The sequence below is a fragment of the Haloferax sp. S2CR25 genome (assembly GCF_031624535.1).
In the GTDB taxonomy this organism is placed as follows: domain Archaea; phylum Halobacteriota; class Halobacteria; order Halobacteriales; family Haloferacaceae; genus Haloferax; species Haloferax massiliensis.
Genome location: NZ_JAMQOO010000002.1, coordinates 294,749 through 310,591, shown reverse-complemented (window position 1 = coordinate 310,591; position 15,843 = coordinate 294,749). Strand labels below are relative to the sequence as shown.

Genomic DNA, 15,843 nt, shown 5'->3' with positions numbered 1-15,843 from the left:
GCGCGCCCGCAACGAGCCGATACCCGACCGCTTTTTGCCCCCCGAACGCCACAACTGCGAGAGACATGGCTTCGGTACGAGAGTGGGTCGGTGCCCGCGCGACCATCGTGACGGTGTTCGTCGCCGCCGTTCTGTCGGTCGCCATCGGCGTCCTCAACATCAGCTCCCCGGTCACCGGCGGCGTGCTGGCACCGTACATCCCGGAGGCGGTCCGCATCACAGCCGGCTTCACCGGGACGCTGACGGGCTTTCTGCTCCTCGCGAGCGTCTTCGGCCTCCGCCGCCGCTACCGCGCCGCATGGTACTCGACCGCGGTGCTGCTGCCGGTGACCGCCGCGCAGGGGCTCGTGCAGTCGCCCGAGCGGGCGGCCCCGCTCGTCGGCCTCTCGTTTATCAGCCTCGCGCTCTTGGTTTTCAACTACAGGGCGTTCGACCGGGACCTCGACCTGACGGCGACGCAGCTGTCGGCGCTCCTCGCCATCGCGGGGGCACAGACGTACACGACCGCCGGCGCGTGGGCGCTCAGAGAGCAGTTCAACGGCGTCGACACGCTGTTCGACGCCTTCTACTTCGGCGTCGTCACCGGCAGCACGGTCGGCTACGGCGACATCTACCCGCAGACCGCCATCGCCAGACTGTTCGGGATATCGGCGCTCCTCATCACGGTGGCGACGTTCGCCGTGGCGCTCGGTGTCCTGCTCACCCCCGCAATCGAAGCGCGACTCACCAAGGCACTCGGACGCATGACCGAATCACAACTCGACATCCTGGAGAACCACGTCCTCGTTCTCGGCTACGGGGAACTGACCGAACCGATTCTCGAAGAGCTCGGCGACCGCGCCCGCGTCGTCATCGTCACGCCCGACGAGGGCCGCGCCAAGCGCCTCACCGACCGCGGCTACGACGTGGTCACGGACGACCCCAGCGACGAGGAGGCGCTCCAGCGGACCCGCGTCGACAGCGCCCGCTCTGTCGTCGTCGCCACCAACAACGACGCCGAGGACGCGCTGGCCATCCTGACGGCGCGACAGCTCAACCCGGACGTACACATCGTCGCGTCGGCGACCCAGCGGGAAAACGAGCGGAAACTGCGCCGCGCCGGGGCCAACACCGTCATCAGCCCGGCGGCGCTCGGCGGCCACTTCCTCGCCGAGTCCGCCGTCGGCGGGAGCGGCCTCGAAACCATCGAGGAGCGACTGCTCGACGAACGTCCCACCGACCCGCCGGCCGACGAGACGACCGAGGCCGACGGGGCGGGCGAACGGGGTCCGGACGGGCAAGACTGACGGGGCGAACCGGCCGCGAGCGCGGGTTCGCCTCCCGTCCCCGCGACCCTGTTCAGTGCCCGCGGTCGAACACCGCCACGTCGCAGTCTATCTCGCGGATGCGCTCGAACGTCGGCGGCGAGATGAACCGCGAGGCGGGCGAGCGGTCGCCGCTGGAGCCGAGGACCACGAGGTCGTAGGTGGCGGCGTTGGAGGCGATGAAGCCGGTCACGTCGGCGCGGGCGACCCGCGTCTCGATGTTCCCGTCGGCCGTCTCGACGAGGTTGGCGAGTTTCGACTCCGCGGGGCGGCGTTCGACCTCCGAGGCGATGCAGGTCGTGACGCTCACGCTCCCCGTTTTCCCGGCGAGGCGGGTCGCGAAGTCTATCATCGCGTGGGCGGCGTCGCCCGGCCGCGAGACGAGCACGAGGATGCGCCGCCAGCGGTAGGTCTCGCCGGTCGAGCGGAACGCCACGGTGTCGTACGAGCCGCCGAACAGGCCGCGGATGTAGTCCGAAAGCAGGCCGCGGTCCTCCTCGTAGGGCGTCACCACGAGGTCTGAGTTGGTGTTCGCCGCGGCCTCGGTGGTCGCCGTCAGCGGGTCGCCGCGCGCGACGGCGATTTCGACCGGCACGCCCAACTGGGTCCGCAGTTTGTGAGCGCAGGATTCGAGGCGGTCGACCGACGCGTCGGTGTCGGCGTCGAGTTCGCCGTCCGCGTCGGCGTCCGAGTCCGCGTCGCTCTCGTCGGTCGCCTCCGGCGGGAGCACGTCGAGGAGGACGACTTTCCCGGCGCTGTGGGCGGCGGCGAGTCGGGCGGCGAAGAAGGCCGTCTGGGTCGCCGTCTCGCCGCGCATCGGGACGAGCACGTGGTCGTCGCCGCGGACGGTCCCGTAGAGGTACTCCGCCCGGCGCTCGTAGAACTGCTCGCGCCAGACGGTGAAGGCGATGGCGATGACGACGCTGGCGAAGAAGATGCTCACCACGTACTCCTCGGGGTTCACGTCGCCGGTCACGAGCGTCAAAAGCGCCGTCGAAAACGCGGAGGGGACCTCCACGTCCAGCGCCCACGTCGTGACGCCGGCGAGGAAGATGGCGAGCGCCGCCGCCGACGGGTGGACGAGCGCGGTCCCGGTCGGGCCGTAGGCCCACCCGGTGAAGCCGACCGCGACGAGGCCGCAGAGCGCGCCGACCGTGAGGGCGACGACGAACTTCACGGGCGAGGCGTACCGCCCCTCGGGGTCCGAAAACAGCGTGTACGACCCCGACGCGAGCGGCGGGAAAAGCAGGAACGACAGCGTGCTGACCGAGTTGGAGATGAGCGTCACCCCGGCGATGAGCACGGGGATAATGAGGAGAATCGAGAGGTGAAGCAGGTTGTTCGTGTTCTCTATCCAGCGACCGAACGCCACCTTCTCGCGCCGCTCTATCCGGCGGATTCGGGCGCGGAGCGCCCCGACGCGTGCGACCGCGCGGGCCGCGAGGTGGCGTAAGTCCACGGTGTTCGTCTACGCGAGTTCGGCGACCGCGTCGAGCGTGATGGAGATGGCGCGCTCGACGTTGTTCTTCGCCTTCTCGGGGAGTTCCTCGTCCGAGTCGGCACCCTTCTGGGTGCCGGCGACGAGGTTGCCGTCGACCGTGCAGATAGCGCCGGCGCGGAGGCTCTTCCGGCGGGCGAGCGAGAACACCGTCGCGGCCTCCATCTCGATGGCGAGCAGGCCGGCGGCGTTCCAGTCGTCGACGAACTCGTCGGACTCGTTGTAGAACGCGTCGTCGGAGACGATGGGGCCGACGTGGACGTCCTCGTCGTTGGCCTCGGCCGAGTCGACGAGCGAGGTGAGCACGTCGTAGTCGGGGACCGCCGGGTAGACCTCGGACTCGTAGCGCTTCGAGGTCCCCTCCTCCTTGGCCGCGCCCGTGGCGACGATCATGTCGCCGACTTCGATGTCTTCCTGCAGCGCGCCGATGGTGCCGACGCGGATGAACGTCTCCACGCCGACGCGGGCGAGTTCCTCGATGGCGATGGCGGCCGAGGGACAGCCGATGCCGGTCGAGGAGATGGTGAGCGGGACGCCCTCGTACTCGGCGTTGACGACCTTGTACTCGCGGTTCTGCGCGACTTCCTCGACGTTGTCGCACTGCGTTGCGATGCGGTCGACGCGCCCGGGGTCCCCCGGGATGAGCGCGATGTCGTTCACGTCGCCTTCTTCGACGAGGAGGTGGGGCTGTTTCGCCATGTACCGACCCACTCGGGTCGCGGGCAAAAACGACGCGGTTCGACCGGGGGCGGGTGCGACTCGACCGAGCGGCCGACTGCCCAGCCGACCGACCGCGCCGGCGTCACGCGACCCCGGTGAAGACCACCGGCGCGAGGACCAACAGCGTCGCGCCGAAGACGAGCGAGGAGCGGAGCCACTGCCCGCGGACCGCCGTCGCGCGCTCCTCGTAGATGCGCCGGCCGGCGCGCGGGAGGACGAAGCGGGCGAACGCGACGTAGATGAACGCCACGACGACCGCGGTCGCGACGAGGTGCGAGGGGAGGTCGACGCCGGCGACCCCGAGGTTCGGCGCGACGGCGTCGGTCGCGAGGTAGGCGACCGCGTAGAGGACGCCCGCGAGCGCGCCGGCGGCGTGGTGGACGGCGTTGGCGTCGCCGAAACTCACCTCGTCGGGCGAGGTCCGGCGGACGACCGCCGCGGCGACGTACGCCGGGGTGAAGCCCTCGTCCTGTCGCCACATCGGGATGGCCATCACGACCGCGGCCGCGACGCCGACGACCGCGCCGAGGAGCAGTCGCCCGGCGACCGCGCCGAGACCTGACGCGGCGTCGAAGGCGGCGACGGCGGCCGGGAGCTGGTCGAACATCGTCCCGACGAATGGCTGGTGAGGATAAAACTGGTCGGGTCGTCGCCGAGCGGCGTGGCGGGCGGCGGCTCAGCCCTCGACGAGGTCGTCGAGCCGCCGCCAACTGAGTTGCGTCCGCGCGCCCGGCTCGGCCGCGGTGAGCGCGCCGCAGGCGTTGGCGACCGCCAGCGCCCGCTCGTAGGTCGCCCCGTCGAGGCGGGCCGCGATGAAGCCCGAGGCGAAGGCGTCGCCCGCGCCGGTCGTGTCCACCGCGTCGATTGGATAGCCGGGGTGGACGTGTCGCTCGTCGCCGTCTCTGACCTCCGCGCCGCGCGGGCCGTGTTTGAGGACGAGCGTCGTCCGCGCGAGCGCCGCGGCCACGTCGGAGGCGGGTTCCGGGCCGGCGCTCCGGCCGCGTTCGACCGCCGCCTCGCCGAGCGCGGTGGCGGCCTCGCGGTCGTTGAGAAAGACGTAGTCCACCTCGCCGAGCGCGTCGGCGTAGCCCCGGTCGCCGACGCGCCGGCCGGGGTCGAAACTGACCGTCGTGTCGACCTCGTGGGCCCGTCCGGCGAGCGTCGCGGCCGTCTCGGGCGACTGGCTCGTCAGGTGGAGGTGGTCGGCCGCCGCGAGCGGGTCGGCCGGGAGGTCGGTCGCCTCGAACGCCTCGTTGACGCCGGGCGACCCGAGGACGAACACCTCGCCCGCGGCGTCGACGACGATGTACTTGACCGTGGTCGGGCCGCGCTCGACGCTGACGACGTGGCGGCAGTCGACGCCCTTCGAGGCGAGTTCGGCGACGGCGGCGTGGCCGTGTTCGTCGTCGCCGACGCTCCCGAGGAGCGCGGCGGGCACGTCGAGGCCGACGAGGCCGCTGGCGACGTTGGCGGCGCTCCCGCCGCCCGCGCCGACCCGCGACTCGACGGTCGCCTCGCCGTCCGGTTCCGGCAGGGCGTCCACGCGGAGGGTGACGTCCCAGTTCACGTGACCGGCGCAGATGACTCGGGACATGCGTCCGCGTAGGTCGGGCCGCCGGTGGCATAACTCCCTCGGGTCGGGCGACTACGGTGCCGAAAAATGGAGTGTTGGCGCGTCCGAGCAGAACCGCGGCCTCAGCCGGCGATGGCGAACAACAGGAGGTTGTGGACGCCGGGGCCGAGGCCGACGGCGGCGACGAGGCCCAAGAGGAGCGACCCCTCGGTCGGGTCCTCGCGGACGTAGTCGGCGAGGAGTGCGACCACGAAGCCGGCCACGGCGAGTTTCACGAGGACGAACAGCCAGCCGACGCCGACGGCCTCCGCGGTCGGGAGCGCCGCGGCGGCGTCGAGGATGATTCGCGACAGCGGCGTCCGCTCGCCGAAGCCGAGCACGTCGACGCCGACGGCGGTCGAGAGCGCGTCGAGGGCGTGCCCGAAGATGGCGAGGAGCCCGAGCGACCCCGCGGCGGCCGCCTCGGGCGCGAGTCGCGTCACGACCCGCCACGTCAGGGGGGTGACGACGAGCGCGGCGACGAGGGCGAAACCGGGCCAGACGACCGAGAGCGTCCCGGCGGCGAGCCCGATGAACAGCGCGAAGCCCGAGAGTCCGGCGGCGACGAGCGCACCGGGAGCCGCGAGCGCCGTCGGCGAGGCGAGGTCGGTCGCGTCGAGCGCGAGCCACGTCGCGCCGGCGACGACGGCCACGGTGAGGTAGACGGAGGGCGTGCCGGCGAGCGGTTCGACCGCGGGCGGGAGCGCGTCGACGACGTAGAGCACGTGGAGCGCCGACCCCGACACCATCCACGGGACGAGCGCGAGGACGTGCGCGGGGGTGACCGTCGGGCGCGTGCGAGTCAGTCCGACGCCGACGCCGACGAGCCCCGCGGCGAGGGCGACGAGGTAGGGAAGCGGCGGGAGCGCGAACCCCTCGGGGAGGATGGCCATGCAGGAGGCGCGGCGGGGCGGCGTGAAAGCCTTACGTTCTTTAGCCTCGGGTCGCCTCCACCGGGTATGAACCGAGCCGACCTCGCCGCCCGAATCGACCACACGGTCCTCGGACCCGAGACGACGATGGCCGACGTGGAGGCCGTCCTCGACGACGCCGACGAGTGGGGGATGAACGCCTGTATCCCGCCGTGCTACGTCGCCGAGGCGAGCGAGTACGCCCCGGACGTGTTGCTGGCGACGGTCGTCGGTTTCCCCCACGGCCAACACACGACGACGGCCAAGCGCGAGGAGGCCGTCGACGCGTGGCAGGCCGGCGCGGACGAACTGGACATGGTCATCAACGTCGGTCGGCTCAAGGCCGGCGAGGACGACCTCGTGACCGAGGACATCTCCGAGGTCGTCGCGGCCGTCCCCGTCCCGGTGAAAGTCATCATCGAGACGGCGCTTCTCACCGAAGAAGAGAAACACCGCGCCTGCGAGGCCGCGGCCGAGGCCGACGCCGCCTTCGTCAAGACCTCCACGGGCTTCGCAGACGGCGGCGCGACCGTCGAAGACGTGGCGCTCATGGCCGAGTACCTGCCCGTCAAGGCCTCCGGCGGCGTCGGCTCCTACGACGAGGCGGTCGCCATGTTCGAAGCCGGCGCGGAGCGCATCGGCGCGTCGTCCGGCGTCGACATCGTCTCGGGCGCGCCAGAGGAGTAGGTCCGCAGTCAAGCGGTCAGTATCACGCGGGCCGCGTCCGGTGTCGTTCGCTCGCTCGTTCGCTCGCTCTCTCGCTCTCTCGCTCTCGCGACCGTCGCGGGCCCAACATTGATTGTTCGACTCGCGAGAACCCAGTACCATGCTCCGAGGCGGACCCGCCGTTCAAATCGGCGTCATTCTCGTGTCAGTACTGGGGCTCTGGATCGGGGCGCGGCTGTTGGTCGACGCCGCCGTCCGGGGGGCTCGGAGATTCGGGCTCTCGGAGCTCACCATCGGGCTGACAATCGTCGCAATCGGGACGTCGACGCCGGAACTCTCGGTCGCGGTCGACGCCGCGTACAAGGGGCTGGGCGACATCGCGGTCGCCAACGTCCTCGGCTCGAACATCTACAACCTGGCGTTCGTGCTGGGCGTCATCTCGCTGGTCCGGGTGATTCCGGTCGCGGAGTCGCTCGTCTCCCGCGACGGCGTCGCGCTGCTGGCGAGTACGCTCCTCGGCGGCGTCGTCCTGTTCGACCTCCGGGTCACGAGGCTCGAAGGCGCGGTCTTAGTCGGGGCGTTCGTCGCCTACACGACGTTCCTGCTCCGGGGGACCCAGACTGAGGTCGACGGAGCGACCGAGCAACCGACTGCGCAACCGACCGACCAGTCGCTCGGCGACGGCGGGGTGACCCGCCCGATAACCGACCGAATCGAGTTCCCCGGACGGGACGCCGTGTTCCTCTTGGGCGGGTTGGGGCTGGTGTTGGTGAGCGGCGACTACATGGTGCTCGCCGCCTCGGAGTTGGCCCGCGGTGCCGGCGTCTCCGAGTGGGTCATCGGCGGGACAATCGTCGCGGCGGGAACGTCGACGCCGGAGTTCGCCGTCTCGCTCGTCGCGCTCCGACAGCGGAGTCTCGGGGTCTCGGTGGGCAACGTCGTCGGGAGCAACATCCTCAACATCACGGGCATCGTCGGCGTCGCGGCCGTCGCCAGCCCGCTCGCGGTGAGCGCCTCGGCGCTCGGGACGCTCGCGTGGCTGGTCGCGGTCACCCTCCTGCTAGTCGCCGCGCTCTGGACCGGGAGAGCCCTCTCCCGCTTGGAGGGGGCCTTCTTCGCGACCTCCGAGGTCACGCGGTGGATACTGGGCCTTCTCTGAGGGTCGCAGTCTCCCGAGGCGGCCCTGTCGAACCTCCGAAACCGCTCTCTTACTCGGCCCGCAGCGCGACGAGCCGTCGCGGCCCGTCGTCGCCGCCGGATTCGACGACGAACAGCGCGTCGCCCGCCGGCGTCGGGCCAGTTAGCGCGCGCCCCGCGAGGTCGTATCGCCAGCGCACCGCACCGATGCGGGTGTCGTCGAGGCCGACGCCGCCCCCCGCGTCGTAGGCGACGACGCCGCCGTCGTCGCTCGTGTCCGAGACGAAGACGGTGTCGCCGGCCCCGGCGGGCGGCGCGAAGAAGTCGTCACCGGCCGCCCACGAGGGGGTGCCGGTACGCTTGTCGAAGGCGTCGAGGCCGGTCCCGTCGGTCGAAAAGACGCGACGGGGACCGACGACGAGCGAGCCGTGCGGCGAGGGCTCCTCGCGGTGCCAGCCCACGGCACCGGCGCGGAGGTCGCCTCTGAGTCGGGCGACGCCCGCGCCGAAGAAGCCCGCGAACACGTCGCCCGACTGGGCGACTGCGAGCGACTGCACGCCGCCGGGGTGTTTGGTTCGCCACTCCCCGGTCGCGCCGCGCTCGCCGCCCTCGTCGCGGAGCGTGACCACTTCGCCGCCCTCCGTGCCCGCGACGACGGTGTCGTACCGGGCCGCGAGGGAACGCACCGGACCGAACACCTCCTCGCGCCATTCGACGGTCCCGTCGCTGGCGCGGACGCGGTAGAGGTTCCCCGCGGTGTCGGAGACGTAGAGTCGGTCGCGGTCCGGTTCGGGTCGGACGACGGGTGCCCAGACGCTCGATTCGCTCGGCGCGTGCCACGCTTCCTCGCCGCCGTGGGTGAACGCGAGCACGCCGGTTCTGGCCCCGACGTGGCCGACGTAGACGCGCTCCGAGTCGACCGTCACCGACGAGCGGAATCCGCTCTGGGAGTCGCTTTCGACCGACCATCGCTCGGTCCCGTCGGCGACGGAAAACGCTCTGAGGCGCTCGCTGGTCGCGAGGTACACCGTCTCCCCGAACACGACCGGGCGGGCCAGTTCGAGACCGTCCACCTCAACGCCCCACGACTCGCTCGGCATCGACGCCGGCCCGGTCGCGCGGGGGTTGTAGCCGGTCCCCTCGGGCGAGAAGTACGGGTGCGGCCAGTCGGCGCGGCCGTCGCCCGTCGAACCCTCGTCGCCGCCGAGACAGCCCGCGAGACCGACTGCCGCGCCGGTTCCGAGGGCACCGACGAAGCTCCGTCTCGACAGCCCCGCGTCGGGGCCGGACCGCGTCACGACTCCGACCCCCCCGCGGTCGCGGTCGTGCCCGCACCGGATGCGTCGGCGTCGCCGACGACGACCAGTTGGGCCTGACCGTCGTCGCGGACGACCGGGCAGTACACCCGCCGGTCGGTCGCGGCGAGCGAGTGTCCGACGTAGCGTCCGAGCGGGAGCGACCAGCGCTCGCGGTCGCCGAGGGGGCCGCCGCCGTCGGTCCGGTTCAGGGCGACCAGTTCGCCCTGTCCGGTGCCGACGTAGACCGTGTCGGCGACGAGGCTCGCCGCGGAGACGTTCTCGCGGGGGTCGTAGCGCCACCGCTCCTCGCCGGTCGCGCTGTCGAGCGCCCGGAGCGACCCGCGCGCGGCGTAGAGGCGCTCGCCGTCGAACGCGAGCCGCCTGTGGACGCCGCCGTCGTCCTCCCAGACCACGTCGCCGTTCTGTCGTTCGAGCGCGGCGATTCGGTCCCAACCGGCGATGTACACCCGCTCCTCGCCGACGACGGGAGCGACGGCCTCGACCGTCTCGGTCGGGGCCTGCCAGTAGGCGCTGCCGTCCGCGCCGAGGCAGTAGAGCCGCTGGCCCTCGGTGACGACGAAGACCGAGCCGAGGTTGACCGCGAGGGGGAGCCGGACCGCGCCGAACAGCGACCGCGTCCACCTGACCTCGCCGGCGTCGATGTCGACGGCGCAGACGCGCTCGCCACCGAGGCCGAGAAACAGCGTCTCGCGGTCGTTGGAGAGCGCCGGCGGCGTCCGCGGGCGACCGGGGAGTTCGATAGTTCGGAACTCCCGGCCGGTCCGCGCGCGGTAGAGTACGAGCCGGTTCGGCCCGTGGGCCGTCACGCCGAGCGAGTAGACGACGCCGTCGAGGACGACCGGCGCGGTCCAGTTCTTTCCCTGTGCGGACCACAACACCTCGCCGGCGGCCGAGTCGAACGCCCGCATCGGGTCACCGGACGTGTAGCCCACCCCGTCGACCGCGACGGGTTCCATGGAGTCCATCCCGAAGTCGGATTCGTACTCGACGGTCGGTTCGGCGACGGCGACCCCCTCGGGGAGGAACGCGGTGTTGGCGTCGTCGTGCGCGTAGGTCCGCCAGCCGCGGTCGAAGCGGACACCCTCGGGGAAGTCGTCGTCCATCTGTCCGTCGCCGCCGAGACAGCCCGCGAGGCCCGCGACCGCCCCCGCCCCGAGCAGGCGAAGCGCGTCGCGGCGGCTGCTCAAAGCGACGGCGGAGGAACTGCGGACGGCCGACGAAGCGGCGCTGTCGGTCGCGGCCGAGTCGCGGGCGGAGGACGAGTCCGGTGGTGTCCTGCGAGAACGCATCGACCACAACTGCACAACACCGTAATAAGTACCTTTTCGCCGGTGCGGTAGCGAGGCGCGAACGCGGGACGGCTGAAAAACGGACGACGAGAACGGCAATCGGGGCCGAACTCGCCGGCTCAGGCCGCGGGTCTGGTGCGGCGGGCGGCCGAGCGGTCGTGCAGCATGCTTCCGAGCGCGCCGCCGATAGCGCCGGGGATGCCCGCGAGGGCGATGATGACGACGGCCGCCGAGAACACGGTCAGGCCGAAGAACACGCCCGCGAACAGGACGTTCATGATGACGAGGCCGATGGCGACGATAATCGCGCCGAGCGTCGTGCCGACGAGGCCGTTGAGCGCCCCGTCGACCATGCCGGTCGTGACGAGGTAGCCGGCGACGAGGCCGCCGATGATACCCGTGAGGACGTAGCCGACCGTGGGGAGGGTGACGTTCGTGAATGGGACCGCGAAACCGCTGAGGATGCCGACGACTACGGTCGCGATGAACCCGTAGGCGATAGCGCGCATGTTGAACTTCATAGCGAGTCTAAATACAACCCACGAGATAATGAATTATATTCGCATTTCGGCGGATAATACGGAGGATGCGAGACTCCTCGGGGGCGGAGCGTCCGTCCGGCGCGATGCTCCGTCGGCCGTGTTCGTCGGCATCCACGTCGAGTGGGCGGTGGCGTTCGTGAGACGATAGCACGGACCGCAGACGCCGGCAGGCTCGGGGGAGACCGCGGCGTTTTTGCCCGCTGACCCGGTACGTGGGGTAACCGAATGGCCCGATACCACATCGAGACATACGGCTGCACCTCGAACCGCGGCGAGAGCCGCGCCATCGAGAGCGCGCTCCGCGACGCCGGACATTACCGCGTCGACGGGCCCGAGGAGGCCGATGTCGCCATCATGAACACCTGTACGGTCGTGGAGAAGACGGAGCGGAACATGCTCCGTCGGGCCAAAGAGCTGGAGGCGGAGACGGCGGACCTCATCATCACGGGCTGTATGGCGCTCGCGCAGGGCAACGACTTCCGCGAGGAGGGTATCGACGCCCAGATTCTCCACTGGGACGACGTGCCGACCGCCGTCACCAACGGCGAGTGTCCGACCCCCGGTCCCGGCGTCGAACCCGTCTTGGACGGCGTCGTCGGCATCCTGCCCATCGCCCGCGGCTGTATGTCGAACTGCTCGTACTGCATCACGAAGTTCGCCACCGGCCGGGTCGATTCGCCCTCGGTCGACGAGAACGTCGAGAAGGCGCGGGCGCTCGTCCACGCCGGCGCGAAGGAGCTCCGCATCACGGGACAGGACACCGGCGTCTACGGCTGGGACAAGGGCGACCGGAAGCTCCCCGAGCTACTGGACCGCATCTGCACCGAAATCGACGGCGAGTTCCGCGTCCGCGTCGGCATGGCCAACCCCGGCGGCGTCCACGGCATCCGCGAGGAACTCGCCGACGTGTTCGCCCGACACGACAAGCTCTACAACTTCATCCACGCGCCGGTGCAGTCCGGCTCCGACGAGGTGCTCGAACACATGCGCCGCCAGCACCGCGTCGACAAGTTCCGCGACATCGTCGAGACGTTCGACCGGGAGCTGGCGTACTGGACGCTCTCGACGGATTTCATCGTCGGCTACCCGACCGAGACCGACGAGGACCACGAGCGGTCGATGGAACTGCTCCGCGAGATTCGCCCCGAGAAGGTCAACGTCACGCGCTTCTCGAAGCGCCCCGGCACCGACGCCGCGGACCTGAAGGGCCTCGGCGGGACGCTCAAAAAGGAGCGCTCCAAGGAGATGTCCGAGGCGAAGATGGACATCGTCGCCGCCGCCTACGACGAGATGGTCGGCACGGAGCGCGAGGTGCTCGTCGTCGAGGAGGGAACCGGCGACTCCGTGAAGTGCCGCGACGAGGCCTACCGCCAGATTATCGTCCAGAACGCCACCGACCACGGCCTCGAACCCGGCGACTTCGCCCGCGTGAAGGTGACCGCCCACCAGACCGTCTACGCCTTCGCCGAACCCGTCGACGCACAGCCCGAACCGCGGGAGCCGACCGTCGCCTGACTGGCCGGCTCAGCGCCGGTTCACCCGGTTTGCGTCCCTGTTTTTTCGCCGACGCCGGCAACAAGATTGATAGCGACTCGACGGCTGACAGCACCCGTGTCCGACGACAGTCAATCGGAGGCCCGAACGCTCGCCAGAGACGCGCTGGAGACGGTCGCCGTCGTCATCGCGGTCGGCGCGGTGCTGTTCGCGGTGAGCGGCGTGTGGCCCCCGATGGTCGCCGTCGAGAGCGGGAGCATGCAACCGACCCTCGAACGCGGCGACCTCGTCGTCGTGACCGCCGAGGGTCGCTACGGCGGCCCCGCGGCCGACGAGCACGGCGTCGTCACGGCGAACGCGAGCGAGGGCTACGGGCGACTCGGCGGCCCGGGCGACGTCGTCGTCTACGACGCGCCGTCGCGCGACGGCTCACCCATCATCCACCGCGCGGTCTTCCGGGTCGAGGACGGCGAGAACTGGTACGAGCGGGCCGACGACTCGTACGTGGACGGCGCGGACTCCTGTGCCGAACTCCTGAACTGCCCCGCGCCGCACGCCGGCTACGTCACCCGCGGCGACAACAACGACTACTACGACCAAGCGCGGGGTATCGCCTCGCCCGTCCGCCCCGACTGGGTGCGTTCGAAAGGCCAGTTCCACGTGCCGTACCTCGGTGAACTGCGGTTAGAGGCGCAGAAACTGCTTTGACCCCCTCCCGGCGCGTCAGCGACCGTCGCCGCCGTCGGGCGAGAACATGGTGTAGCGCTCGGTCTCGTCGTCTTCCTTCCACTCGCCGAGCTCCCGCGGGTCGATGTGGACGAACACGTCGTCGACCTCGTCGATGTTCCGAATCGCCTGCACGACCCACGTCTCGATGTCGTGGGCCTCGGTAATCGTCATGTCGCCTTCGACCTCGATGTGGAGGCTCACGTCGATTTCGGGGCCGACGTAGTGGGCGACCACGTCGTGTGCGCCGTAGACGTCGGGGTGCGACAGCGCCGTCTGGACGATGAGCGCCCGGAGGTACTCCGGCGGGGCGGCCCCGACGAGGTAGTTCACGTTGTCGCGGACGATTTCGTAGCCGGTGTAGACGATGCCGATGGAGACGACCATCGCGGCCAGCGGGTCCAAGATGGGGTAGCCGAACTGGCCGCCGACCACGCCGACGAGCGCCGCGCCCGCGGTGAGGATGTCGTTTCGGTTGTCGACGCCGGCGGCGACGAGCGCGGGCGAGTTCTGCTCGCGGCCGACCGAGTAGCAGTAGCGGTAGAGGACGTACTTGAACACCGCCGCGACGACGAGGACGACGACGCCGAGCGTCCCCGCGGACCCGCCGTAGGTCCCCGCGAGGATACTGGACGTGCTCCGCCAGAGAATCGCCCCGCCGGCGGCGAAGATGCCGACCGCGACGAAAAGCGAGATGAACGGCTCGATGCGCTCGTGGCCGTGGGGGTGTTCCCAGTCCGGCGGCTTCGTCGTCAGGTAGAGGCCGCCGAGGATGATGGTGCTGTAGACCGCGTCCGCGAGGCTGTTGACCGCCTCGGACCCGAGGGCCAGGCTCCCGCTCGTCCACCACACGCCGCCCTTCCCGACGACGAGAAGCACGTTCGCCGCGAGGACGACGAATCCGACTCGACGGATGGCCCGCTTTCGCTCCATTACCGTGGCTTTCGGGAGTGGGGTTCAAATGCGCTTCGGGCCGGAGCGGGCTATTAGACGCACTTCACGTGAGTTTTAGAGTCAGTCTAATTCGAAGTAAACAGCGTCGTCGGAGCCGTCGACGGCCGCCCCGCCGAGTCCGGCGAACGCCTCGTGAAGTTGGTCGTAGGAGTCGTCGAGCGCCTGCACGAGCACCTTCGTGTCGGAGATGACCGGCATGAAGTTCGTGTCGCCGTTCCACCGCGGGACGACGTGGGTGTGGAGGTGGTCGTCGATGGAGCCGCCGGCGGCCGACCCGCCGAGGTTCTCGCCCGCGTTGCAGCCGTCGGGGTCGAAGGCGGCGTCCAACGCGGCGAGCGTCTTCGATTTGAGCCGCGCGTGGTCGAGGAGTTCCGCGTCCGAGAGGGCGGCGAACTCGCCGGTGTGGCGGTACGGGATGACCATGACGTGGCCCGGCGCGTAGGGGTAGTTGTTCAGGATGACGAACGAGTGCGGCGACCGGGCGACGATTTTGCTCTCCCTGTCGTCGTCGCGGTCGGGGAGCGCACAGAAGGGACAGCGGTCGTCATCCGGGTCGTCGGCGTCTTGGTCGTCGTCGCGGGCGACCCACTCGATGCGCCACGGGGCGAACAGTTGGTCCATGACGGCTCAATGGAACCGGACGGGCAAGCCGTTTCGGTCTCGGGGCGGTCGGTATCGCTCCACCCGAACCCGATTTCGTCCGATTACCGCGTCAGGTTCTCGTAGCCGTCTTCGGTGACGATGATGGTGTCTTCGGCCTGTCCGACCAGCGCGCCGTCTTCCTCTTTCAGGACGGGGTAGCCGCGGAGGATGCCCTGCTGTTCGAGCCGGCGGATGGCCATCTCGGAGCGGCCGCCCTCGAACCAGCGGGCCGCGAAGGGGAGCAGTTTGTACTTCTCGCGCACCTCGTCGAGCAGTTTTCGCGACATCCGGTCGCGGACCGAGCGGTCGTTGACGAGGCTGTAAATCTCGTTTTTCGACCCCTCGCTGACCTTGCCGGTGCCGTCGGTGGCGAACGGTTCGATGGCGACCACGTCGCCGACTTCGAGTTCGACGCCGCGGTCCGCGCCGCGGTTCGGGATGGTCGGGTCGGTGTGGGCGTCCCACTGTTCGACGCCGTGGCCCGAGAGGTTGAGGACGGGCGTGTAGCCGTAGCCGCGAATCACGTCCTCGATTTCCGCGCCGATTTTCCCGGTGTGCGCGCCCGCTTCGACCATGTCGAGGGCGGCGTCGAGCGCCTCCTCGGCGGACTCGACGAGTTCGTCGTTGCCCGAGAGGTCGACGGTCACGGCGGAGTCGGCGATGTAGCCGTCGACGTGGACGCCGACGTCGAGACACACCATGTCCTCGCCGAACACGGTGTCGTCGTCGCGGCCGGGGCTGGCGTGCGATGCCTCCTCGTTGACGCTGATGTTGACCGGGAAGGCACAGCCGTCGGCGAGCTCGCGGATGCGCGCTTCGGCGTGTTCGGCGACTTCGAGGTGGGTGACGCCGGGTTCGACCATCTCGGCCGACTCGTCCAACACCGTTCGGAGGACCTCCCCCGCCTCTCGATACTTCTCGACCGTCTCGTCGTCGAGGGGTCCGATGCTCATGGCCGCGACTTCGCGGCCGCGCCGGAAAGCGATTGCGGGATGGCCGGCGGTCGGAGGCGGGCCGCCGCCGTCGACT

Annotated in this window: 16 protein-coding genes; 5 read left to right on the top strand and 11 right to left on the bottom strand. The window is 70.3% G+C overall.

The genetic code is table 11. The annotated features are described in order from the left end of the window. The first annotated feature begins 65 nt into the window (after positions 1-65). Positions 66-1,286, top strand: a complete 1,221-nt coding sequence (locus NDI65_RS06950; RefSeq protein ID WP_089777344.1) for an NAD-binding protein — start codon at positions 66-68, stop codon at positions 1,284-1,286. Positions 1,287-1,338: 52 nt separating this feature from the next. Here NDI65_RS06950 and NDI65_RS06945 read toward each other — a convergent pair whose 3' ends face one another. The 5 genes from NDI65_RS06945 to NDI65_RS06925 form a co-directional block, all read right to left on the bottom strand. Next, positions 1,339-2,763 carry a universal stress protein gene (locus NDI65_RS06945; RefSeq protein WP_089777343.1) on the bottom strand — a complete coding sequence of 475 codons (1,425 nt, stop codon included), beginning with the start codon at positions 2,761-2,763 and terminating at the stop codon, positions 1,339-1,341. A 9-nt stretch (positions 2,764-2,772) separates the two neighbouring features. Further along, positions 2,773-3,501, bottom strand: a complete 729-nt coding sequence (locus NDI65_RS06940; RefSeq protein ID WP_089777342.1) for a nucleoside phosphorylase — start codon at positions 3,499-3,501, stop codon at positions 2,773-2,775. 103 nt (positions 3,502-3,604) lie between these two features. After that, positions 3,605-4,129, bottom strand: a complete 525-nt coding sequence (locus NDI65_RS06935; protein WP_089777341.1) for a hypothetical protein — start codon at positions 4,127-4,129, stop codon at positions 3,605-3,607. Positions 4,130-4,198: 69 nt separating this feature from the next. After that, a complete protein-coding gene (locus tag NDI65_RS06930; RefSeq protein WP_310893504.1) occupies positions 4,199-5,116 on the bottom strand; it encodes a PfkB family carbohydrate kinase in 918 nt (305 codons plus the stop codon). Between the two features lie 101 nt (positions 5,117-5,217). Then, positions 5,218-6,027, bottom strand: a complete 810-nt coding sequence (locus tag NDI65_RS06925; protein ID WP_089777339.1) for a DUF63 family protein — start codon at positions 6,025-6,027, stop codon at positions 5,218-5,220. A 66-nt stretch (positions 6,028-6,093) separates the two neighbouring features. Between NDI65_RS06925 and deoC the strand changes: the two genes are divergently transcribed. Then, complete coding sequence (gene deoC / locus NDI65_RS06920; RefSeq protein ID WP_310893503.1) at positions 6,094-6,732, top strand: deoxyribose-phosphate aldolase; 639 nt, start codon at positions 6,094-6,096, stop codon at positions 6,730-6,732. Positions 6,733-6,871: 139 nt separating this feature from the next. Continuing rightward, positions 6,872-7,870 (top strand): calcium/sodium antiporter, encoded by a 999-nt coding sequence (locus NDI65_RS06915; protein ID WP_089777337.1) that lies wholly within the window; start codon positions 6,872-6,874, stop codon positions 7,868-7,870. Between the two features lie 49 nt (positions 7,871-7,919). On the opposite strand, the gene NDI65_RS06910 is transcribed toward NDI65_RS06915, so the two are convergent. The 3 genes from NDI65_RS06910 to NDI65_RS06900 form a co-directional block, all read right to left on the bottom strand. Then, complete coding sequence (locus NDI65_RS06910; protein ID WP_089777336.1) at positions 7,920-9,146, bottom strand: PQQ-binding-like beta-propeller repeat protein; 1,227 nt, start codon at positions 9,144-9,146, stop codon at positions 7,920-7,922. Next, the gene (locus NDI65_RS06905) at positions 9,143-10,456 is read right to left on the bottom strand and encodes a PQQ-binding-like beta-propeller repeat protein (RefSeq protein WP_089777335.1); all 1,314 of its coding nucleotides are present in this window, start codon (positions 10,454-10,456) and stop codon (positions 9,143-9,145) included. The genes NDI65_RS06910 and NDI65_RS06905 overlap by 4 nt, the downstream gene beginning before the upstream one ends. Before the next feature lie 119 nt (positions 10,457-10,575). Beyond that, on the bottom strand, positions 10,576-10,977 hold the full coding sequence (locus tag NDI65_RS06900; RefSeq protein ID WP_089777334.1) for a DUF5518 domain-containing protein: 402 nt from the start codon (positions 10,975-10,977) through the stop codon (positions 10,576-10,578). A gap of 246 nt (positions 10,978-11,223) precedes the next feature. Here NDI65_RS06900 and NDI65_RS06895 point away from each other — a divergent pair, with 246 nt between their 5' ends. Then, entirely contained in the window at positions 11,224-12,513 is a 1,290-nt protein-coding gene (locus tag NDI65_RS06895) for a tRNA (N(6)-L-threonylcarbamoyladenosine(37)-C(2))-methylthiotransferase (RefSeq protein WP_089777333.1), read from the top strand. A gap of 96 nt (positions 12,514-12,609) precedes the next feature. Continuing rightward, entirely contained in the window at positions 12,610-13,200 is a 591-nt protein-coding gene (locus NDI65_RS06890; RefSeq protein WP_089777332.1) for a S26 family signal peptidase, read from the top strand. Between the two features lie 15 nt (positions 13,201-13,215). On the opposite strand, the gene NDI65_RS06885 is transcribed toward NDI65_RS06890, so the two are convergent. The 3 genes from NDI65_RS06885 to map form a co-directional block, all read right to left on the bottom strand. Next, positions 13,216-14,151, bottom strand: coding sequence for a cation diffusion facilitator family transporter (locus NDI65_RS06885; protein WP_310893502.1), 936 nt, complete (start codon positions 14,149-14,151; stop codon positions 13,216-13,218). 81 nt (positions 14,152-14,232) lie between these two features. Continuing rightward, positions 14,233-14,793 carry an HIT domain-containing protein gene (locus NDI65_RS06880; protein WP_089777330.1) on the bottom strand — a complete coding sequence of 187 codons (561 nt, stop codon included), beginning with the start codon at positions 14,791-14,793 and terminating at the stop codon, positions 14,233-14,235. 83 nt (positions 14,794-14,876) lie between these two features. Beyond that, a complete protein-coding gene (map, locus tag NDI65_RS06875; protein ID WP_089777329.1) occupies positions 14,877-15,767 on the bottom strand; it encodes a type II methionyl aminopeptidase in 891 nt (296 codons plus the stop codon). Positions 15,768-15,843: the final 76 nt, after the last annotated feature.

Excerpts from the sequence above, each read along its gene's own strand:
- NDI65_RS06950 (WP_089777344.1), top strand. The coding sequence starts at position 66 with ATGGCTTCGGTACGAGAGTGGGTCGGTGCCCGCGCGACCATCGTGACG.
- NDI65_RS06940 (WP_089777342.1), bottom strand. The coding sequence starts at position 3,501 with ATGGCGAAACAGCCCCACCTCCTCGTCGAAGAAGGCGACGTGAACGAC.
- NDI65_RS06935 (WP_089777341.1), bottom strand. The coding sequence starts at position 4,129 with ATGTTCGACCAGCTCCCGGCCGCCGTCGCCGCCTTCGACGCCGCGTCA.
- NDI65_RS06930 (WP_310893504.1), bottom strand. The coding sequence starts at position 5,116 with ATGTCCCGAGTCATCTGCGCCGGTCACGTGAACTGGGACGTCACCCTC.
- NDI65_RS06925 (WP_089777339.1), bottom strand. The coding sequence starts at position 6,027 with ATGGCCATCCTCCCCGAGGGGTTCGCGCTCCCGCCGCTTCCCTACCTC.
- deoC (WP_310893503.1), top strand. The coding sequence starts at position 6,094 with ATGAACCGAGCCGACCTCGCCGCCCGAATCGACCACACGGTCCTCGGA.
- NDI65_RS06915 (WP_089777337.1), top strand. The coding sequence starts at position 6,872 with ATGCTCCGAGGCGGACCCGCCGTTCAAATCGGCGTCATTCTCGTGTCA.
- NDI65_RS06905 (WP_089777335.1), bottom strand. The coding sequence starts at position 10,456 with ATGCGTTCTCGCAGGACACCACCGGACTCGTCCTCCGCCCGCGACTCG.
- NDI65_RS06900 (WP_089777334.1), bottom strand. The coding sequence starts at position 10,977 with ATGAAGTTCAACATGCGCGCTATCGCCTACGGGTTCATCGCGACCGTA.
- NDI65_RS06895 (WP_089777333.1), top strand. The coding sequence starts at position 11,224 with ATGGCCCGATACCACATCGAGACATACGGCTGCACCTCGAACCGCGGC.
- NDI65_RS06885 (WP_310893502.1), bottom strand. The coding sequence starts at position 14,151 with ATGGAGCGAAAGCGGGCCATCCGTCGAGTCGGATTCGTCGTCCTCGCG.
- NDI65_RS06880 (WP_089777330.1), bottom strand. The coding sequence starts at position 14,793 with ATGGACCAACTGTTCGCCCCGTGGCGCATCGAGTGGGTCGCCCGCGAC.
- map (WP_089777329.1), bottom strand. The coding sequence starts at position 15,767 with ATGAGCATCGGACCCCTCGACGACGAGACGGTCGAGAAGTATCGAGAG.